At 74.0% G+C, this 15,579-nt stretch carries 11 protein-coding genes; 8 read left to right on the top strand and 3 right to left on the bottom strand.

Annotated elements, in window-relative coordinates; translation table 11 throughout:
• Positions 1-16 precede the first annotated feature (16 nt).
• The 8 genes from RLT58_RS33475 to RLT58_RS33440 are packed head-to-tail and all read left to right on the top strand — an operon-like array spanning position 17 to position 10,779.
• On the top strand, positions 17-781 hold the full coding sequence (locus RLT58_RS33475; RefSeq protein ID WP_311314109.1) for an SDR family NAD(P)-dependent oxidoreductase: 765 nt from the start codon (positions 17-19) through the stop codon (positions 779-781).
• Positions 769-2,556: a heparinase II/III domain-containing protein gene (locus tag RLT58_RS33470; protein ID WP_311314108.1), complete on the top strand. Its 1,788-nt coding sequence runs from the start codon at positions 769-771 to the stop codon at positions 2,554-2,556. Before RLT58_RS33475 ends, RLT58_RS33470 begins: the two co-directional genes overlap by 13 nt.
• A 3-nt stretch (positions 2,557-2,559) precedes the next feature.
• Complete coding sequence (locus RLT58_RS33465) at positions 2,560-4,539, top strand: DUF4962 domain-containing protein (protein ID WP_311314107.1); 1,980 nt, start codon at positions 2,560-2,562, stop codon at positions 4,537-4,539.
• Between the two features lie 3 nt (positions 4,540-4,542).
• Positions 4,543-5,145 (top strand): hypothetical protein, encoded by a 603-nt coding sequence (locus tag RLT58_RS33460; RefSeq protein ID WP_311314106.1) that lies wholly within the window; start codon positions 4,543-4,545, stop codon positions 5,143-5,145.
• Positions 5,142-6,221, top strand: coding sequence for a DUF1565 domain-containing protein (locus RLT58_RS33455; protein ID WP_311314105.1), 1,080 nt, complete (start codon positions 5,142-5,144; stop codon positions 6,219-6,221). The genes RLT58_RS33460 and RLT58_RS33455 overlap by 4 nt, the downstream gene beginning before the upstream one ends.
• Entirely contained in the window at positions 6,218-7,366 is a 1,149-nt protein-coding gene (locus RLT58_RS33450) for a GDSL-type esterase/lipase family protein (RefSeq protein ID WP_311314728.1), read from the top strand. The genes RLT58_RS33455 and RLT58_RS33450 overlap by 4 nt, the downstream gene beginning before the upstream one ends.
• A gap of 10 nt (positions 7,367-7,376) precedes the next feature.
• Entirely contained in the window at positions 7,377-9,800 is a 2,424-nt protein-coding gene (locus RLT58_RS33445) for a polysaccharide lyase 8 family protein (protein ID WP_311314104.1), read from the top strand.
• A gap of 4 nt (positions 9,801-9,804) precedes the next feature.
• Positions 9,805-10,779, top strand: coding sequence for an acetylxylan esterase (locus tag RLT58_RS33440; protein ID WP_311314103.1), 975 nt, complete (start codon positions 9,805-9,807; stop codon positions 10,777-10,779).
• A 12-nt stretch (positions 10,780-10,791) separates the two neighbouring features.
• Here RLT58_RS33440 and RLT58_RS33435 read toward each other — a convergent pair whose 3' ends face one another.
• The 3 genes from RLT58_RS33435 to RLT58_RS33425 are packed head-to-tail and all read right to left on the bottom strand — an operon-like array spanning position 10,792 to position 15,554.
• Positions 10,792-12,336, bottom strand: a complete 1,545-nt coding sequence (locus RLT58_RS33435) for a phytoene desaturase family protein (RefSeq protein ID WP_311314102.1) — start codon at positions 12,334-12,336, stop codon at positions 10,792-10,794.
• A gap of 54 nt (positions 12,337-12,390) precedes the next feature.
• Complete coding sequence (locus RLT58_RS33430; RefSeq protein ID WP_311314101.1) at positions 12,391-14,637, bottom strand: serine/threonine-protein kinase; 2,247 nt, start codon at positions 14,635-14,637, stop codon at positions 12,391-12,393.
• Positions 14,638-14,654: 17 nt separating this feature from the next.
• Positions 14,655-15,554 (bottom strand): oxygenase MpaB family protein, encoded by a 900-nt coding sequence (locus tag RLT58_RS33425; RefSeq protein WP_311314100.1) that lies wholly within the window; start codon positions 15,552-15,554, stop codon positions 14,655-14,657.
• Between the last annotated feature and the right edge of the window lie 25 nt (positions 15,555-15,579).

The following is a 15,579-nucleotide window of genomic DNA, read 5'->3' as shown; positions in this document are numbered from 1 at the left end:
GAAAGGGTTACCCCCCATGTCTGCTGATCTCAACGGCTCCCGCGCCCTGGTGACGGGAGCGGGCCACGGCATCGGCCGCGCCATCGCCGTCGCCCTGGCCGAGGCCGGCGCCGATGTCGCCGTCCACTACCACTCCTCGGCCGACGAGGCCGCGCGGACGGTCTCCGCGATCGAGGCGCTGGGCCGGCGGGCCAAGGCGTTCCGCGCCGATGTGACGGTGACGGCCGAGGTCGACCGCTGTGTCGAGGAGGCCACCGGGTTCCTCGGCGGGCTGGACGTGCTCGTCTGCAACGCGGGCCATCTGATCGGCCGGACGACGATCGCCGAGATGTCCGACGAGCACTTCGCTCAGGTCATCGACACCAACCTGACCTCGACGTTCCGTACGGTGCGGGCCGCGCTGCCGCATCTGAAGGAGTCCCCCGCCGGGCGCGTCGTCACGATGTCGTCGCTGGCCGCGCACAACGGCGGCGGCCCCGGCTCGGTCGCCTACGCGGCCGCCAAGGCGGGCATCCGGGGCTTCACCAAGGGTCTGGCCAAGGAGCTCGGCGGCAGCGGCATCACGGTGAACACCGTCGCCCCCGGCTTCATCAAGGGCACCGCCTTCCACGACACGTTCACCGCGCCCGAGGCGCAGCAGGCGATGGAAGCGGGCATCCCGGTGGGCCGGGCCGGCACCCCCGAGGACGTCGCCGCCGCCGTCGTCCACCTGGCATCGCCCGCCTCCGGTTTCCTCACCGCCACCACGGTGGACATCGACGGTGGCGTATGGCCGCGCTGAGGCGGATCGCCCGGGAGCGCGGCGGCTGGTGGCACGCCTACGTCTGCCCGGCGCACGGGGTGGAGCTGGATCACGGCGATGTGCTCGGCGGGGTGTTCCCCGAGGGCGGTGCGCGGTGTGCGTACGGCTGCCGGGTGGACGACGAGGCGGTGCGCGGCGCCTGGCTGGTGCTGTCGCACCAGGCGTGGGCGCGGCATCTGCGGGTGCTCGCCCACCGGGGCGAGCGGGCCGAGGCGGTGGCGCGGCTCGTCGAGTACACCGCGCTGTACGAGGAGCTGGCCACCGCACGGCACGGTGAGGCGCAGAGCTGGATGCTGCGGGGCCGGCTCTTCCACCAGGCGCTGACCGACGCGATCTGGGCGGTGAACATCGGGCACACCGTCCTGACGCTGGCCGAGCGCGGTACGGACGGTCTCGCCGGGGTGCTCCCCCTGCTGGACGCGCTGGAGGGGGCCGCGCTGGACGCCCGCGCCGTGCTGGTGGGCAAGGGGCAGCTGGCCTCGAACTACACCGCGTGGCTCAACGCCGCGGGCGCCGCCTGCGGGCGGGCCGGCGCGGTGGTGCGCGGGCAGGAGTGGGACGGCCGCAAGGAGTGGCTGGAGGGCGACAGCGGGCTGTACGCGCATCTGCGGGTCGCGGTCGCCGACGACGGCTGGGAGTGGGAGGGCAGTACCTACTACCACGGCTTCGTGCTGCGGGCCGCGCTGCTGGCGCTGCGGGGCACCGATCCGGCGGCCCTGCCCGCCGATGTGGTGGGGGTGCTGGCCGGGATGACGGACGTGCTGGCGGCGATCGCCACTCCGGGCGGCATTCTGCCCGCGCTGCACGACGGCCCGTACCTGCGCGCCCCGCTCGCCTTGGAATGGCTCGAACTGGCGGCGCTGGCACAGCAGTTGGTACCGTCCGCCGCGCTGGACGCGGTCGCCGCGCGGGCCCGCGCCGAGCTGGGCGGGGCCGACGACGGCCTGGACCGGGAGCTGGACGGCTGGTTCACCGGCCCGCCGCTGCCGGAGCGTGCCGCACCCGGTGCGCTCACGCTGTTCACCGAGGCCGGGTACGCGGTGCTGCGGGTCGCGGGCATTCACGCGCTGCTGGACTTCGGGCCGCACGGCGGTTCGCACGGCCACCGCGACAAACTGTCTCTTTATCTCTACGGCGACACCACGCCCTGGCAGCCCGACCCCGGCCAGGTGCCCTACGCCCACGACGGGTTCCGCGATCTGTACGCGTCGACCGAGGCCCATCCGGCGTTCCGGGTGGACGGCGCCGAGCAGGCGGAGTGCACGGGCGCGCTGCTCTCCCGCGACGACCGCTCGGTCACCGCCGAGGTGACCACGGCGTACGAGAGGGTGCGCGGGGTGCGGCGGATCGTGGCGGGCCCTGGATATCTGGTCGACCTGCTGACGGTGACGGCCGATCAGGCGCGGCGCGTCACCGCGCAGTTGCGGCCCGGCACCGCGCTCGACGTACAGGTGCAGGAGGCCGGAGCGGCGCGCACCACCTGGTACGGCGACGAGACCCTGCACGGCTGGCACACCCACCGGGCCGGTGTACCGGTGCGCCCGGTGAGCCGGCCGGGCCCGGGGCCGGCCGACGACCCGCAACGTGTGCGGACCCGGGTGGACTTCACCGCCGACACCGACCGTGTCACCTTCGCCTCGGTCTACCAGGCGGCGTCCGCCGGGCCCGCGGTGACCGATGTACGGCTGGACGGCGAGGGGCTGACGGTCGGCCTGGCCGACGGCAGCACCGCGCGATTCCCGACGGAGGACTGACCCATGCTGCTCTCGGCCACTCCGCCGCCGGGACCCCGTCCCGCGCAGGAACTGCGGCTGTACGAGGAGGCCGCCCGCCACCGCGGGCTCACCCCGCCGCACACGCACCCGCCGGCCAGCATCACCTGGCTCGGCCCCGCCGCCTCCAACCCGGCGCTCGCCCACCGGGTCGGCGGCGGCCCGGCCCATCTGGCGGAGAGCATCCGCTGGATCGAGGCCGCGGTGCGGCTGCCGCACTGGGGCAGGGCCCATATGCCGGACCACGATCTGGACGCCGGCTGGCTACTGCACCACCTCTCGCTCGCCTACCGGTGGATCGGCGACGCCCTGCCGGACGAGGTCCGGGCACTGCTGCGGTACAAACTGCTGCTCCAGGGGCGGCGGATGTACGAGTTCGCGGTGGAGAGCGAGGGCCGCTGGTGGTCGTCGTCCTACTGGCAGAACCACAACTGGATCTGTTACGCGGGCCTGGCGACGGCCGGGTACGTGCTGGGAAAGCAGGAGTGGACCGAGCGCGCCAAGGACAACCTCGGGACCGTCCTCGATCTGATGCCGGAGGACGGCTCGCACGCCGAGGGCGTCGTCTACTGGCGCTACGGCGTGCCGTTCCTCGCCATCCATCTGGACCTCCTGAAGGAGGCGGAGGGCGTCGACTGGTGGGACCGGGGCGGCTTCATGTCCCGCACCTTCCGCTACCGGCTCCACCAGACCGCGCCGGGCTTCGCGTTCAACGTCGACCACGGCGACTGCCACGACCGGCGCAGCGGTCACAGCGCGGGGCTCTACTACCGGCTCGCCGCCCAGTACGCGATTCCCGAGGCCCAGTGGATGGGCGATCTGGCATCGGGCGAACTGCTGTGGCAGGAGGCGGCCGAGAGCGGGGTGCGGCCGGGCATCCTGCCCGAGGCCTATCTCGAATACCTCTGGTACGACCCGTCCGTGCCGGCCGCCCGGCCCACCGAGACCCGGGCGTTCTTCCCGGACCTCGGGCTGCTGGCCGCCCGCACCGGCTGGGACGAAGACGCCACACTGGTCTCCTTCAAGGCCAGTCCCGGCGGGGGCCACCGGGCGTGGGAGACCGCGGAGAAGCACCGGGTGGAGAAGGGCTGGGACACCCTCAACCAGGGCCACCACCACCCCGACTCCGGTGCGTTCGTGCTGGTCTCCCAGGGGGCGTTCCTCGCGGTGGACGAGGGCTACAGCAACCGCAAGAAGGCCGCGCACCACAATCTGCTGCTGGTGGACGGGCAGGGGTACGCGGACGAGGACCGGTACCACGTCTACCGGGACATCCCCTTCGAGCGGCAGGCCCGGCAGCGCGATGTGCTCGTCGCCGACGACTGCGGATGGGCGCACTCCACGGCGGAGATCGCCGCGATGTACGACCCCGCGCTCGGGGTGCGGCGGCTGGACCGGACCCTGGTGTTCACCCCGTCGGGGCGGCTCGTCCTGCTGGATCTCGCCGAGGCGGACAGCGCGCGGGAGTGGACGTTCCTGCTGCAGACCGACCGGCCCACCGAGCGGCAGCCGGACGGCAGCCGGCTGATCCGCTCCGGCGCGGCCTCGGCCCGGCTGCGGCAGTTCGCGCCGGCCCGCGCCCGGGTGGCCGGTGAGGTCACCGAGGTGGAGGCCAACCCGACGTCGAGCACCCCGGACCTGCGTCTCACCCGCACCCTGCACACGCTGCGCGCGACCACGGAGCGGGCGTCCGACGGGCTGTTCCTGACCGCGATCGTGCCCGGCACCGACACGGACGCCACCCGCGTCCCGTGCGCGGAGGGCGAGGGCGTGTCGCTCGGGACGGAGACCGTGCTGCTCTCCCCCGTCGCCCGGCGGATCCGTGCCGCCGGGGTCGTCGCCGACGCGGCGGCCGTCCTGCTCACCGAGGGCGGTGACCCGTACGTGGTGGCCGCGACCCGGCTGGAGCTGGACGGGCGGGTGCTCCTCGACGTGACGCAACCGTACACAGGAAAGGCCGGCTGACCCATGCGGGCAACTCTCTCGTCCGGCTGGCCGACGCTCCTGAGGCGGCTGGAGTTCGTGGCCTATCCGGCGGCTGCCGGGGCCGCGTTCGCCCTGCTGTCGCTGGGGGTGGTGACCTGGCTGCCCGCGCTCGCCGCGATGGCCCACGGGCTCCAGCGGTGGCGGGCCGAGGGGGACAGCCGCTGCTTCGTCCACACCGTCACCGCGTTCCCCCGGTACTGGCGCGCCCTGTGGCGGCACGCGCTGCTGTCCACGGCCGCCGGGGGCGTGCTCGCCGCCGACATCGTCCATCTGCTGGGCCGTTCGGAGCCCTGGACCTTTGTGCTGCTCGCCGCCCAGGCGGGCATCGCGGCGGTGCTGGTCATCCACCATGTGGCGCTCGCCGCCGAGGCGGGCCGGGCGCCGGGCGGCACCGTCCGCGACTGGACGCGTGGCGCACTGGTCCTCGGCTTCGGCTCGGCGGCCCGGGGCACGGCCCTGCTCGGCGCGGTGGTCTCCGCCGTGCTCCTCTCCCTCGTCGTCCCGCTGGGGCCCCTGCTGCTCGGCCCCAGCATTCCCGTACTGCTCGCTCTGTCCTTCGCCGATCCCAGGAGGCACACCCCATGAGCCACGCACTGCGTACCGCCCTCGTCGCCGCGCTCGCCGTCGGCGCCCCGCTCGTCCTCCCCCCGCCGTCGGTGGCCGCTCCCGCCGCGACCGCGTACTACGTGGCCCCGTCCGGCAGCGACACCAACTCCGGCACATCGGCCGGCTCGCCGTTCGCCACGATCCAGAAGGCGGTCGATCTGGCCCCGGCCGGTGCCGTGGTGAACCTGGCGGCGGGGACGTACCGGCAGGACGTCGTGACGGTGCGCGCCGGGGTCACGATCACCGGTCCGGCGAACGCCGTGGTGAAGGGGGCCGGTGACGCCCGGATCATTCAGGTGCGGCACGACTCGACGACGCTGAGCGGCTTCACCGTGGACGGGCTGCACGGCTCGTCCGGCGATGTGTCGGACTACCGCCTCAAGCTCATATATGTCATGAGCACGACTCCCGGTAACGGGGTCGGCGGTCTGCGCATCACCGGGATGACGCTGAAGAACGCCGCCGACGAGTGCCTGCGGGTGCGCTATCTGGTGACCGGCGCCGACATCTCGGAGAACACCATCACCGACTGCGGGGTCGCCGACTTCAAGTTCGGCGGCGGCGGCAAGAACGGCGAGGGCATCTACCTCGGCACCGCCCCCGAGCAGCAGGGCGCGAACGGGGCGCCGGACGCGGCCCCCGACATCAGCAGGAACAACCGCATCCACCACAACACGATCGCCACCCGCGGCAACGAGTGCGTGGACGTGAAGGAGAACTCGACCGACAACTACGTCGAGTACAACGACTGCAGTCAACAGAAGGACCCCAGCTCCGGCGGGCTCGACGCGCGCGGCAGCGGCAACATCTTCCGCTACAACACCATCCACGACAACGCGGGGGCCGGCATCCGGCTCGGCGGCGACACGGAGACCGACGGCACCGGCACCGGCGTCTACGGCAACACGATCACCGGGAACGCCGGCGGCGGCATCAAGTTCATGCGCACCCCGCAGGGCCCCGTCTGCGCGAACACCATGAGCGGGAACACCGGCGGCGACGCCGTGGGCACGTACGGCAGTGCGTACGACCCGACCGGGGCGTGCCCCCAGTGACCGGCCGGGGGCCCGCGAGACGCGGGGTACTGACGGCGGCCGCCGGTCTCGCCGCCGTGGCGGTGGCGGCGCCGGACGCGCGGGCCGCCGAAGCCCCGGCCACCGGGCGCCGCTCGCGCTGGACGACGTCCTGGGCAACCGCGCAGACCGCGCCGACCGACACCGACGCGGTGGCGAGCGCCGGGCTGACGAACGGCACCTTCACCGCGCGCGTACGGCTGTCGGCCGGCGGACGGGTACGGCTGCGGTACGGGCACGCCTTCGGGACGGTGCCGGTCCTGATCGGTCCGGTCACCGCGGGCGGCAGGCCCGTGACGTTCGGCGGGCGGCGGCAGGCCTGGCTGGCCGCCGGCGCCTCGCTCACCAGTGACGCGGTCGCCGGACTGCACGCCGCCGAGGCGTCCCTGCTGACCGTGCGGACCGAACTTCCGGGGCCGACCGGCCCGTTGTCCTTCCACCGCAACACCCACGCCTCGCACGACCTCGACGGCGAGCGCACCACGTCGGTGTATCTGCTCACGGGTGTCGAGGTGACGGGCGCGCACGGGCCGGTGATCGCGGTGCTCGGCGACTCCATCGCGGAGGGCGTCGGCACACCGGACGACTCGGACATGCGCTGGCCCGACCGGCTCGCCCGCCGCCTGCCCGGGGCCGCCGTCGCCGATCTGGGGATCAGCGGCAACCGGGTCCTGCTGGACGACGCCCGCTTCGGGCCCGGCGGACAGGCCCGCTTCGACCGCGATGTGCTGTCCCTGCCCGGGCTGCGGACCGTTCTGGTCCACCTCGGGGTCAACGACCTCCAGCAGCCGCCGAGCCAGACCGACCCGGAGCTCGTCCTGGCCGGCTACCGGCAGCTGGTGCTGCGGGCCCGGGACGCCGGACTGCGGGCGGTCGGCGCGACCGTCGCCCCGTTCGGCGGCTGGACCCGCTGGACGCCCGAGCTGGAGGCGGTGCGCCGGCGGATCAACGCGGCCGTGCGGACCGGCCGGGTCTTCGACGCCGTCGCCGACTTCGACGCCGCCCTGCGCGACCCGGACCGCCCGGAGCGGATGCGGCCCGCGTACGACAGCGGCGACGGGCTCCACCCCAATCCTGCCGGCCATGCGGCGCTCGCCGCGGCCGTCGACCGCCGACACCTTCTGTGAGGGCCGCCCCATGAACCCAGGCACCACCCGAGGCACCACCGGCACCACCCGGCGCACCGTCCTCGCCGGTGCGGCGGCGCTCGGCGCGACCGCCGCCCTGCCGCTCACGCTCGCGGCGGGCAGCGCTCACGCCGAGGACCCGGTCGACGACCCCGCCTCGCTGCGGGTCCGGTGGCACACCCTGCTCACCGGCGGGCCGGGGCTCGATCCGGCGGACCCCCGGATCGCCGCCGCCGTGGCCCGGGTCGGCAAGGCCGCGACGACCGCCGCGAAGGGCCTGGACCCGTCCCGTACCGACGGACTGTTCCCCGACCTGACCAGCACCACGCTCTCCAACCACGTCACGACGTCGTTCAAGCGCCTGGCGGCGGCCGCGACCGCGTGGGCCGTCCCCGGCACGGGCCAGTACGGCGACACCGCCCTGCGGGACCTGCTCCTGGCCGGTGTCGACTGGATGCTGACGCACCGTTACGGCCCCGGGCACACCCGGTTCGACAACGACTGGGACTGGGAGATCGGCGCCGCGCTCGCGCTCAACGACACGGCCGTACTGCTGTACGACGTGCTCGGCGAGGAGCGGCTCGGCCGGATCAACGACGCCGTCCGGAGCTACACACCCGACCCGAACCTCTGGCGGGCCGACCGGCAGATCGCTACCGGCGCCAACCGGGTGTGGATCTCCACCGTCGTCGCCGTCAACGCCGTGCTGCGCGGCAGCGGCGACGACCTCGTCCGGGTCCGTGACGCTCTTTCGGACGTCGAGGGTTCCGGCGCCAACAGCGTCCTGGCCTTCAACGACGCCGGCGCCGCGGCGGAGGGCACCGGCGAGGGGTTCTACTCCGACGGCTCCTTCCTCCAGCACTACAAGCACCCGTACAACGGCGGCTACGGCAAGGAGCTGCTGAACAACCTCTCCCGGCTGCTGAACCTCCTCGCGGGTACGGCGTGGACGGTGACCGACCCCGATCTCGACAACGTCCGCCTCTGGGTCGACGAGGGATTCGATCCGCTGCTCGCGCGCGGCGATGTGATGGCGTCGGTCTGCGGGCGCGAGATCGCCCGGCCCAGCAAGCAGGGCCATGTCTCGGCCCAGACCGTCATCGAGGCAGTGGTCCGGCTGATCCCGGGCTTCCCCGGGGAGACCGCCGACCGGTTCACCGCCCTGGTCAAGCAGTGGATCGCCGAGGACACCTACCGGGACTTCCTCGGCGTCACCGACCTCGCCTCCCTCGCCGCCACCCAGCAGATCCTCGCCTCGCCGGTGCCGGCGCGCGGCCCGCTGGTCGTGCACAAGCAGCACCCCCGGATGGACAAGGCGGCCCACCACCGGCCCTCGTTCGCGCTCGGCATCTCCGCGTACTCCTCGCGCATCTACAACTACGAGTCGATCCAGAACGAGAATCTGCACGCCTGGCACCTCTCCGACGGAATGGTGCTCCTGTACACGGACGACCTCGGCCACTACAGCGAGGACTACTGGCCGACCGTCGATCCCGCGCGGCTGCCGGGGACCACCGTGATCGCCGGACGGCCCGGCGACGCGGCGGGCCAGCGCACCACCAGCACCGCCGACTGGGCGGGCGGCGCCGCGCTGCCGGGGACGACGCTCGGCGCGTACGGCATGGAGCTGCGGGCGTTCGGCAGTTCGCTGCACGGCCTGAAGAGCTGGTTCTGCCTGGACGACGTCATCGCCTGCGTCGGCTCGGGCATCACCGCCGACGCGGGCCCGGCCGAGACCGTGGTGGAGAACCGCAAGCTCCGCGACCCGGGCGCGGCCCTGCTCGTCAACGGCACGGCGGCCCCGGCGGACACCGGGTGGTCGGCCCGGCTGGACGGCGTGCGGTGGCTGCACCTGGCCGGAACCGGCGGATACGTCTTCCCGGACCCCGTCACGCTCAACGGGCTGCGCGAGGAGCGGACCGCGACCTGGCGCGAGATCAACCTCAAGTACGGCACGGACACCTCCGTCACCCGGCCGTATCTGACGCTGTGGCAGGACCACGGCACCGCCCCGCAGAACGCGGGCTACTTCTGGCTCCAGGCCCCGGCCGCGTCCGCCGACCGCACCCGGCAGTGGGCGTCCGCGCCGCCGGTGGAGCAGATCGCCGCCTCGACCGCCGTGCACGCGGTGCGCCGCCGCGCGGACGGGCTGCTCGCGGCGAACTTCTGGGCCGCCGGGACCGCGCAGGAGCTGACCGCCGACGGGCCGGCCTCGGTGCTCCTGCGCCCGGAGGGCAGGACCGTGACCGTCGCCCTGTCCGACCCCACCCAGCTGCGGTCCTCCGTCGTGCTGGACCTGGCGCTGCGGGGGCTGAGCGTCGTCTCGGCGGACCCGGGTGTCAGCGCCGTACCGGCTGGCGGGGGCCTGCGCATCACCGCCGACACGACTGGACGCCACGGTGCAACCCTCAACCTCACCCTGAACAGGAGCTAGACCCTTGTTGTTCGACATGCCGCTGGACCGGCTGCGCGACTACCGGCCGGAACCGGAGGAGCCCGCCGACTTCGACGCCTTCTGGGAGAAGACCCTCACCGAGACGGCCCGGCACGGCCTGGACGCGTCGTTCGTGCCGTACGCCGCCGGGCTCGCCACCGTCGAGGTGTTCGACGTGACGTTCCGGGGCTGGGGCGGACAGCCGGTGAAGGCGTGGCTGATGCTGCCCCGGGCCCGCTCGGGCCCGCTGCCCGCCGTCGTGCAGTACATCGGGTACAACGGCGGCCGGGGCATCCCGTACTCCTGGCTCACCTGGAGCGCGCTGGGCTACGCCCATCTGGTCATGGACAACCGGGGACAGGGCGGCGGCGGCAAGAACACCGCCGACACCGCGGACACCGGGCCCGACGGGCACGGCTCCTCCTCCCCCGGCTTCCTGACCCGGGGCATCGAGGACCCGTACCGGCACTACTACCGGCGGCTGATCACCGACGCGGTGCGGGCCGTCGACGCGGCGAAGGCCCATGAGGCCGTGGACGCCGCCCGGGTGGCGGTGCTCGGCGGCAGCCAGGGCGGCGGCCTCGCGCTCGCCGTGGCGGGGCTGCGGGACGACGTCGTGGCGGCCGTGGCCGATGTGCCGTTCCTCTGCCACTACCGGCGCGCCTCGCAGATCACGGACGCCGGTCCCTACGCGGAGATCGCCCGCTGGCTGTCCGGGCACCGCTTCCGGATCGACGAGGCGATGGAGACCCTGTCCTACTTCGACGGGGTCAACTTCGCGGCGCGGGCGAGCGCCCCGGCGTGGTTCTCGGTGGGGCTGATGGACAAGATCTGTCCGTCGTCCACCGTGTACGCGGCCTACCACCGCTACGCGGGACCGGCCCGGATCGAGGTGTTCACGTACAACGGGCACGAGGGCGGCGCGGAGTACGACCTGCCGCGCAAGATCGGGGCGCTGCGCGGGGTGTTCGGGCAGTAGGGCGCGCCCGGGTCACCGGCCCAGCGCCGCCATCGCGGCGTTGTGGCCGGGGACCCCGCTCACCCCGCCGCCGCGCACCGCGCCGGCCCCGCAGAGCAGGACGTTGGCGTGCGCGGTCTCCACGCCCCAGCGGCCGGCCGTTCCGTTGGCGTACGGGAAGGCGAGGTCGCGGTGGAAGATGTGGCCGCCGGGCAGCCGCAGCTCCCGTTCGAGGTCGAGCGGGGTCTTCGCCTCGACGCACGGCTCGCCGTGCGCGTCGAGCGCCAGGCAGTCGGCGATCGGCTCCTCCAGATGCGCGTCGAGTTCGGCGAGGGTCGCCTTGAGCAGGGTGGTGCGGGCGGTGTCGTTGTCCTCGGCGAACAGGCGGGCCGGGGTGTGCAGGCCGAAGAGGGTCAGGGTCTGGTAGCCCCGGGCGGCCAGGTCGGCGCCGAGGATCGAGGGGTCCGTCAGCGAGTGGCAGTAGATCTCCGAGGGCGGGGCGGCGGGCAGCCGGCCCGCAGCCGCGTCCCGGTGGGCGGCGGCGAGCTGTCCGTACCCCTCGGCGATGTGGAAGGTCCCGGCGAATGCCCGGCGCGGGTCCACCGCGTGGTCCCGCAGCCGGGGCAGCCGGGTGAGCAGCATGTTCACCTTCAGCTGCGCGCCCTCGGCGGGGGCCGGCGGCTCGTCGCCGAGGAGGGCGGCGAGTGCCTGCGGCGAGGCGTTGACCAGGACCCGGCGCGCTCCGACGGTCCGCTCGGTGCCGTCCGCCCGTACCGTCACCTCCGCGTGCGTTCCGTCGGTGTCGATCCGGACTGCCTCGTGACCGGTCCTGATCTGTGCGCCGGCGGCCAGGGCGGCCCCGGCGAGGGCGTCGGTGAGCGCGCCCATGCCGCCGACCGGGACGTCCCAGTCGCCGGTGCCGCCGCCGATCACGTGGTAGAGGAAGCAGCGGTTCTGGAGCAGCGAGGCGTCGTGGGCGTCGGCGAAGGTGCCGATCAGCGCGTCGGTGAGCACCACACCGCGTACGAGGTCGTCCTCGAAGTTCTCCTCGACGGCGACGCCGATGGGCTCCTCGAACAGCATCCGCCAGGCGTCCGCGTCACCGATCCGCTCGCGCAGCGCGTCACGGGTGGGCAGGGGTTCGGTCAGGGTCGGGAAGACCCGCTCGGCGACCCGCCCGGTCAGGCCGTAGAACCGCTGCCAGGCCGCGTACTCGCGGTCCGATCCGGTGAGCGCGGCGAAGGAGTCGCGGGTGCCGTCGCCGCCGACGAGCAGCCCGGTGGCGCGCCCGTCGCGGACGGCCGGGGTGTACGAGGAGACGGTCCGCTTGCGTACGGCGAAGTCGAGGCCCAGCTCGCGGACGATCTTCGGCGGGAGCAGTGAGACCAGGTAGGAGTAGCGCGAGAGCCGGGCGTCGACGCCCGCGAAGGGGCGGGTGGACACGGCCGCTCCCCCGGTGGTCCCCAGCCGCTCCAGGACCAGGACGGACTGTCCGGCGCGGGCGAGGTAGGCGGCGGCGACCAGACCGTTGTGGCCGCCGCCCACGATCACCGCGTCATAGCTGTCTCGTACGGGCATGCCTCTTCGTAACACGGACGGCCCGCCCTGACCAGGGCGTGTGCCGTGCGCCGGTCAGTGCGGCGGGACGCCCCGCTGCTGCCGGAGCGCCGCCACCTCCCGGTAGAGCTCGACGGCCTCGGGGCCCCGGCCCAGCTGTTCGAGGCAGTGCGCCTCGTCGTTGCGGCCGGCGAGGGTGTCCGGGTGGTCGGCGCCCAGGAGCCGGGTGCGTGCCTCGGCGACCTGCCGGTAGACGGTGAGCGCGTCGGCCCAGCGGCCCAGCCAGCCGAGGGCGACGGCGACCTCGCGGCGGCTGACGAGGGTGTCGGGGTGGTCGGCGCCGAGGGTGCGTTCGCGGGTCGCGCACACTTCCCGCGCCTCGGTCAGCGCCTCGTCCCAGCGGGCAAGCCGGCCCAGGTTGACGCCCAGTCCGTGGCGGGCGCGCAGGGTCTCGGGGTCGTCGGGTCCGTTGACCCGGGTGCGGTCGGCGACGAGGGCGCGGTAGAGCTCCAGGGCCTCGGCGCTGCGGCCCAGCCGGCCGAGGCTGATGCCGACCTCGTAGCGGGTGGCGAGGGTGTCGGGGTGGTCGGGGCCCAGCGTCTGCGTCCGGGCTCCGACGACGTCCCGGTAGGTGTGCAGGGCCTCCGCCCACCGGCCGAGCCGGCCCAGCGTGTAGCCGACCTCGTAGCGGGTCACCAGGGTGTCCGGGTGGGCGGCGCCGAGCAGCCGGGCGCGGGCCTCGGCCACGTCGCGGGCGATGCGGTAGGAGTCCTCCAGCCGCCCCAGCCTGCTGAGGTTGAACGCCAGGTTGTGCCGGCAGCGCAGGGTGTCGGGGTGGTCGGGGCCCATGGAGCGTTCCCGGGAGGCGAGGACGGCGGCGTAGAGCTGATGGGCCTCGAAGTGGCGGCCGAGCCGGCCCAGGACGTACGCCATCTCCTGCCGGGCGGCGAGGGTGTCCGCGTGGTCGGGGCCCAGGACCCGTTCGCGGCCCTCGGTGACCCGGGCGAACTCCTTCAGCGCGTCGGCCGCGCGGCCGGTCCGGCTGAGCGTGAAGCCGACCTCGTAGCGGCTGGAGAGGGTGTCGGGGTGGTCGGGTCCGAGGGCCTGTTCGCGCTCGGCTGCGACCGAGCGATGGACCTCGCCCGCCTCCTCCCAGTGTCCGAGCCGGCCCAGGTTGAGGCCGGCGCTGTGGCGGCCGGCGAGCACCGCGAGGAGTTCCGGCGCGGGCGTGGGCCGGACGGTCCCGGCCGGCGGTGAGGCGGCGCCGGTGGTCCACGCGCCGGTCAGGCCCGCCGAGTGGTCGGGCGGTGCCAGCGGCAGCCGGGCCCCGCCCGTCGCCTTGTGGCCGCTGGTCATGCGCTGCGCCCACCCGGGCAGCCGGGGGCCGGTCCCCGGTGTCCGGCCGGGCAGCACGACGGGGACGGGCGGGGCGAGCGGCACCAGTCCGGTCGGCTCCGGGCGGAGCTGTTCGCCGGTGCGGCCGACGGAGATGCGGCGGCGCAGGTCGTCCGCGTCGGCAGGCCGCTCGTCCGGGGTCTTGGCAAGCAGTTCCAGCACGACGCGGTCGAAGAAGCCGGGCAGTTCGGCGCGGTGGGAGCGCAGCGGCTCGGGCGGGGTGTCGCGGTGGCCGACGAGGATGCCCCAGGCGTCGTCGAGGTCGAAGGGCGGGGCGCCGGTGGCGATCTCGTACAGCACGCAGCCCAGCGAGTAGAGGTCGCTGCGGTGGTCGACCTGGCCGCCGCTGATCTGTTCCGGCGACATGTAGTGCGGGGTGCCCATGGCGACGCCGACACCGGTGAGGCGGGAGGTGACCGGGATGTCGTGGCCGAGCCGGGCGATGCCGAAGTCGCAGATCTTCACCGTCCCGTCGGACAGCCGCATGATGTTGGCGGGCTTGAGGTCGCGGTGGATGATGCCCTGCTGGTGGGTGTAGCCCAGGGCGTCGGCGACCTGTTCGGCGATGTCGACGATGTCGTCCACCGGCAGCGGGTGCTGGGCGTTGTCCTCCAGGAGCTGGCTGAGGTTGCGGCCGTCCAGCAGCTCCATCACCAGGTAGAGCACCCCTTCGTACTCGCCGAAGTCGTGGACGACGGTGACGCCCCGGTGCTGGAGCGCGGCGGCGACCCGGGCCTCGCGGCGGAACCGTTCGCGCACGATGCGGTTGAAGTCCTGGTCGTGCTCGGGGCTCATGGGTTTGAGGCACTTGACGGCGACCTGGCGGCCGAGCGCTTCGTCGCGGGCGCGCCACACCTCGCCCATGCCTCCGCGCCCGATCAGATCGAGCAGTCGGTACCGGCTCTGGATCAGCCTGGTTTCCGCCATCCCCGCTGTCGCCCCCGTCACTCCGCCTGCTTGCGCCGCGCCCTCCCCGGCGCGTCCAGTATGGCTGCCTGCCTCTTCAGTTTGTACGGGGTGGGGCGGCTGCCGGGTCCGAGGCGTGCCATCGCGTTCACAATGTGACCGGGCGGAAGACGCCAGCGCAGCCGGGAGGGGATCGCGCGCAGGACCGTTCCCGTGGCGCGCAGCCGGCGGTCCACGGCGGCGGGCGGCGGCACGGGCCTGCCGTACAGCTCATGGGCGAACGGCGGCAGCGACTGGTAGGCGAGGGTCGCGACGCGCCGCCACAGCAGGGCGCGCGCCGGCACGAGCAGCGGGGGGACGGGCGGCCTGCGCAGGAAGTCGTCCACGTCCCGCGCGTCCGGGGAGCACGCGAGGTGCGGCCGCACCTCCTCGAAGTACGCGGCCAGTTGCGCGGCCGTCGCGGGCACCCGGTCCGGGTCGAGGCCGACGAGCCGGGCGCTGTGCCGGTGTTCACCGATGTACCGGTCGGCCTGGGCGCCGGTGAGCGGGTAGCCGGAGCGCCGCTCGACCTGGAGGTAGGAGTCGACCTCGGCGCAGTGCACCCACAGGAGCAGTTCGGGGTCGTCGACGCCGTAGGTCCGCCCGGTCGACGGGTCGGTGGCCTTCAGCAGGCGGTGGATCCGGCGGACCCGGGCGCCGGCCTTCTCGGCGGCCTCGGTGGTGCCGTAGGTGATGGTCCCGACGAACCCCGCCGTGCGCATCAGCCTCCCCCAGGCGTCCTTGCGGAAGTCGGAGTTCTGCATCACCCCGCGCACCGCGAGCGGATGGAGGGCCTGGAGGTACAGGGCGCGCACTCCGGCGACCCACATCATCGGGTCGCCGTGCAGCTGCCAGGTGACCGATGCGGGCCCGAAGAGCCCGGGGTCGGGTTCCGTCATGTGCCTGTACCTCCCGCTCGGCGGC

Origin of the sequence: Streptomyces sp. ITFR-16, assembly GCF_031844705.1 — a bacterium.
Lineage (GTDB): Bacteria > Actinomycetota > Actinomycetes > Streptomycetales > Streptomycetaceae > Streptomyces.
This window is presented reverse-complemented; position numbering and strand designations above follow the sequence as displayed.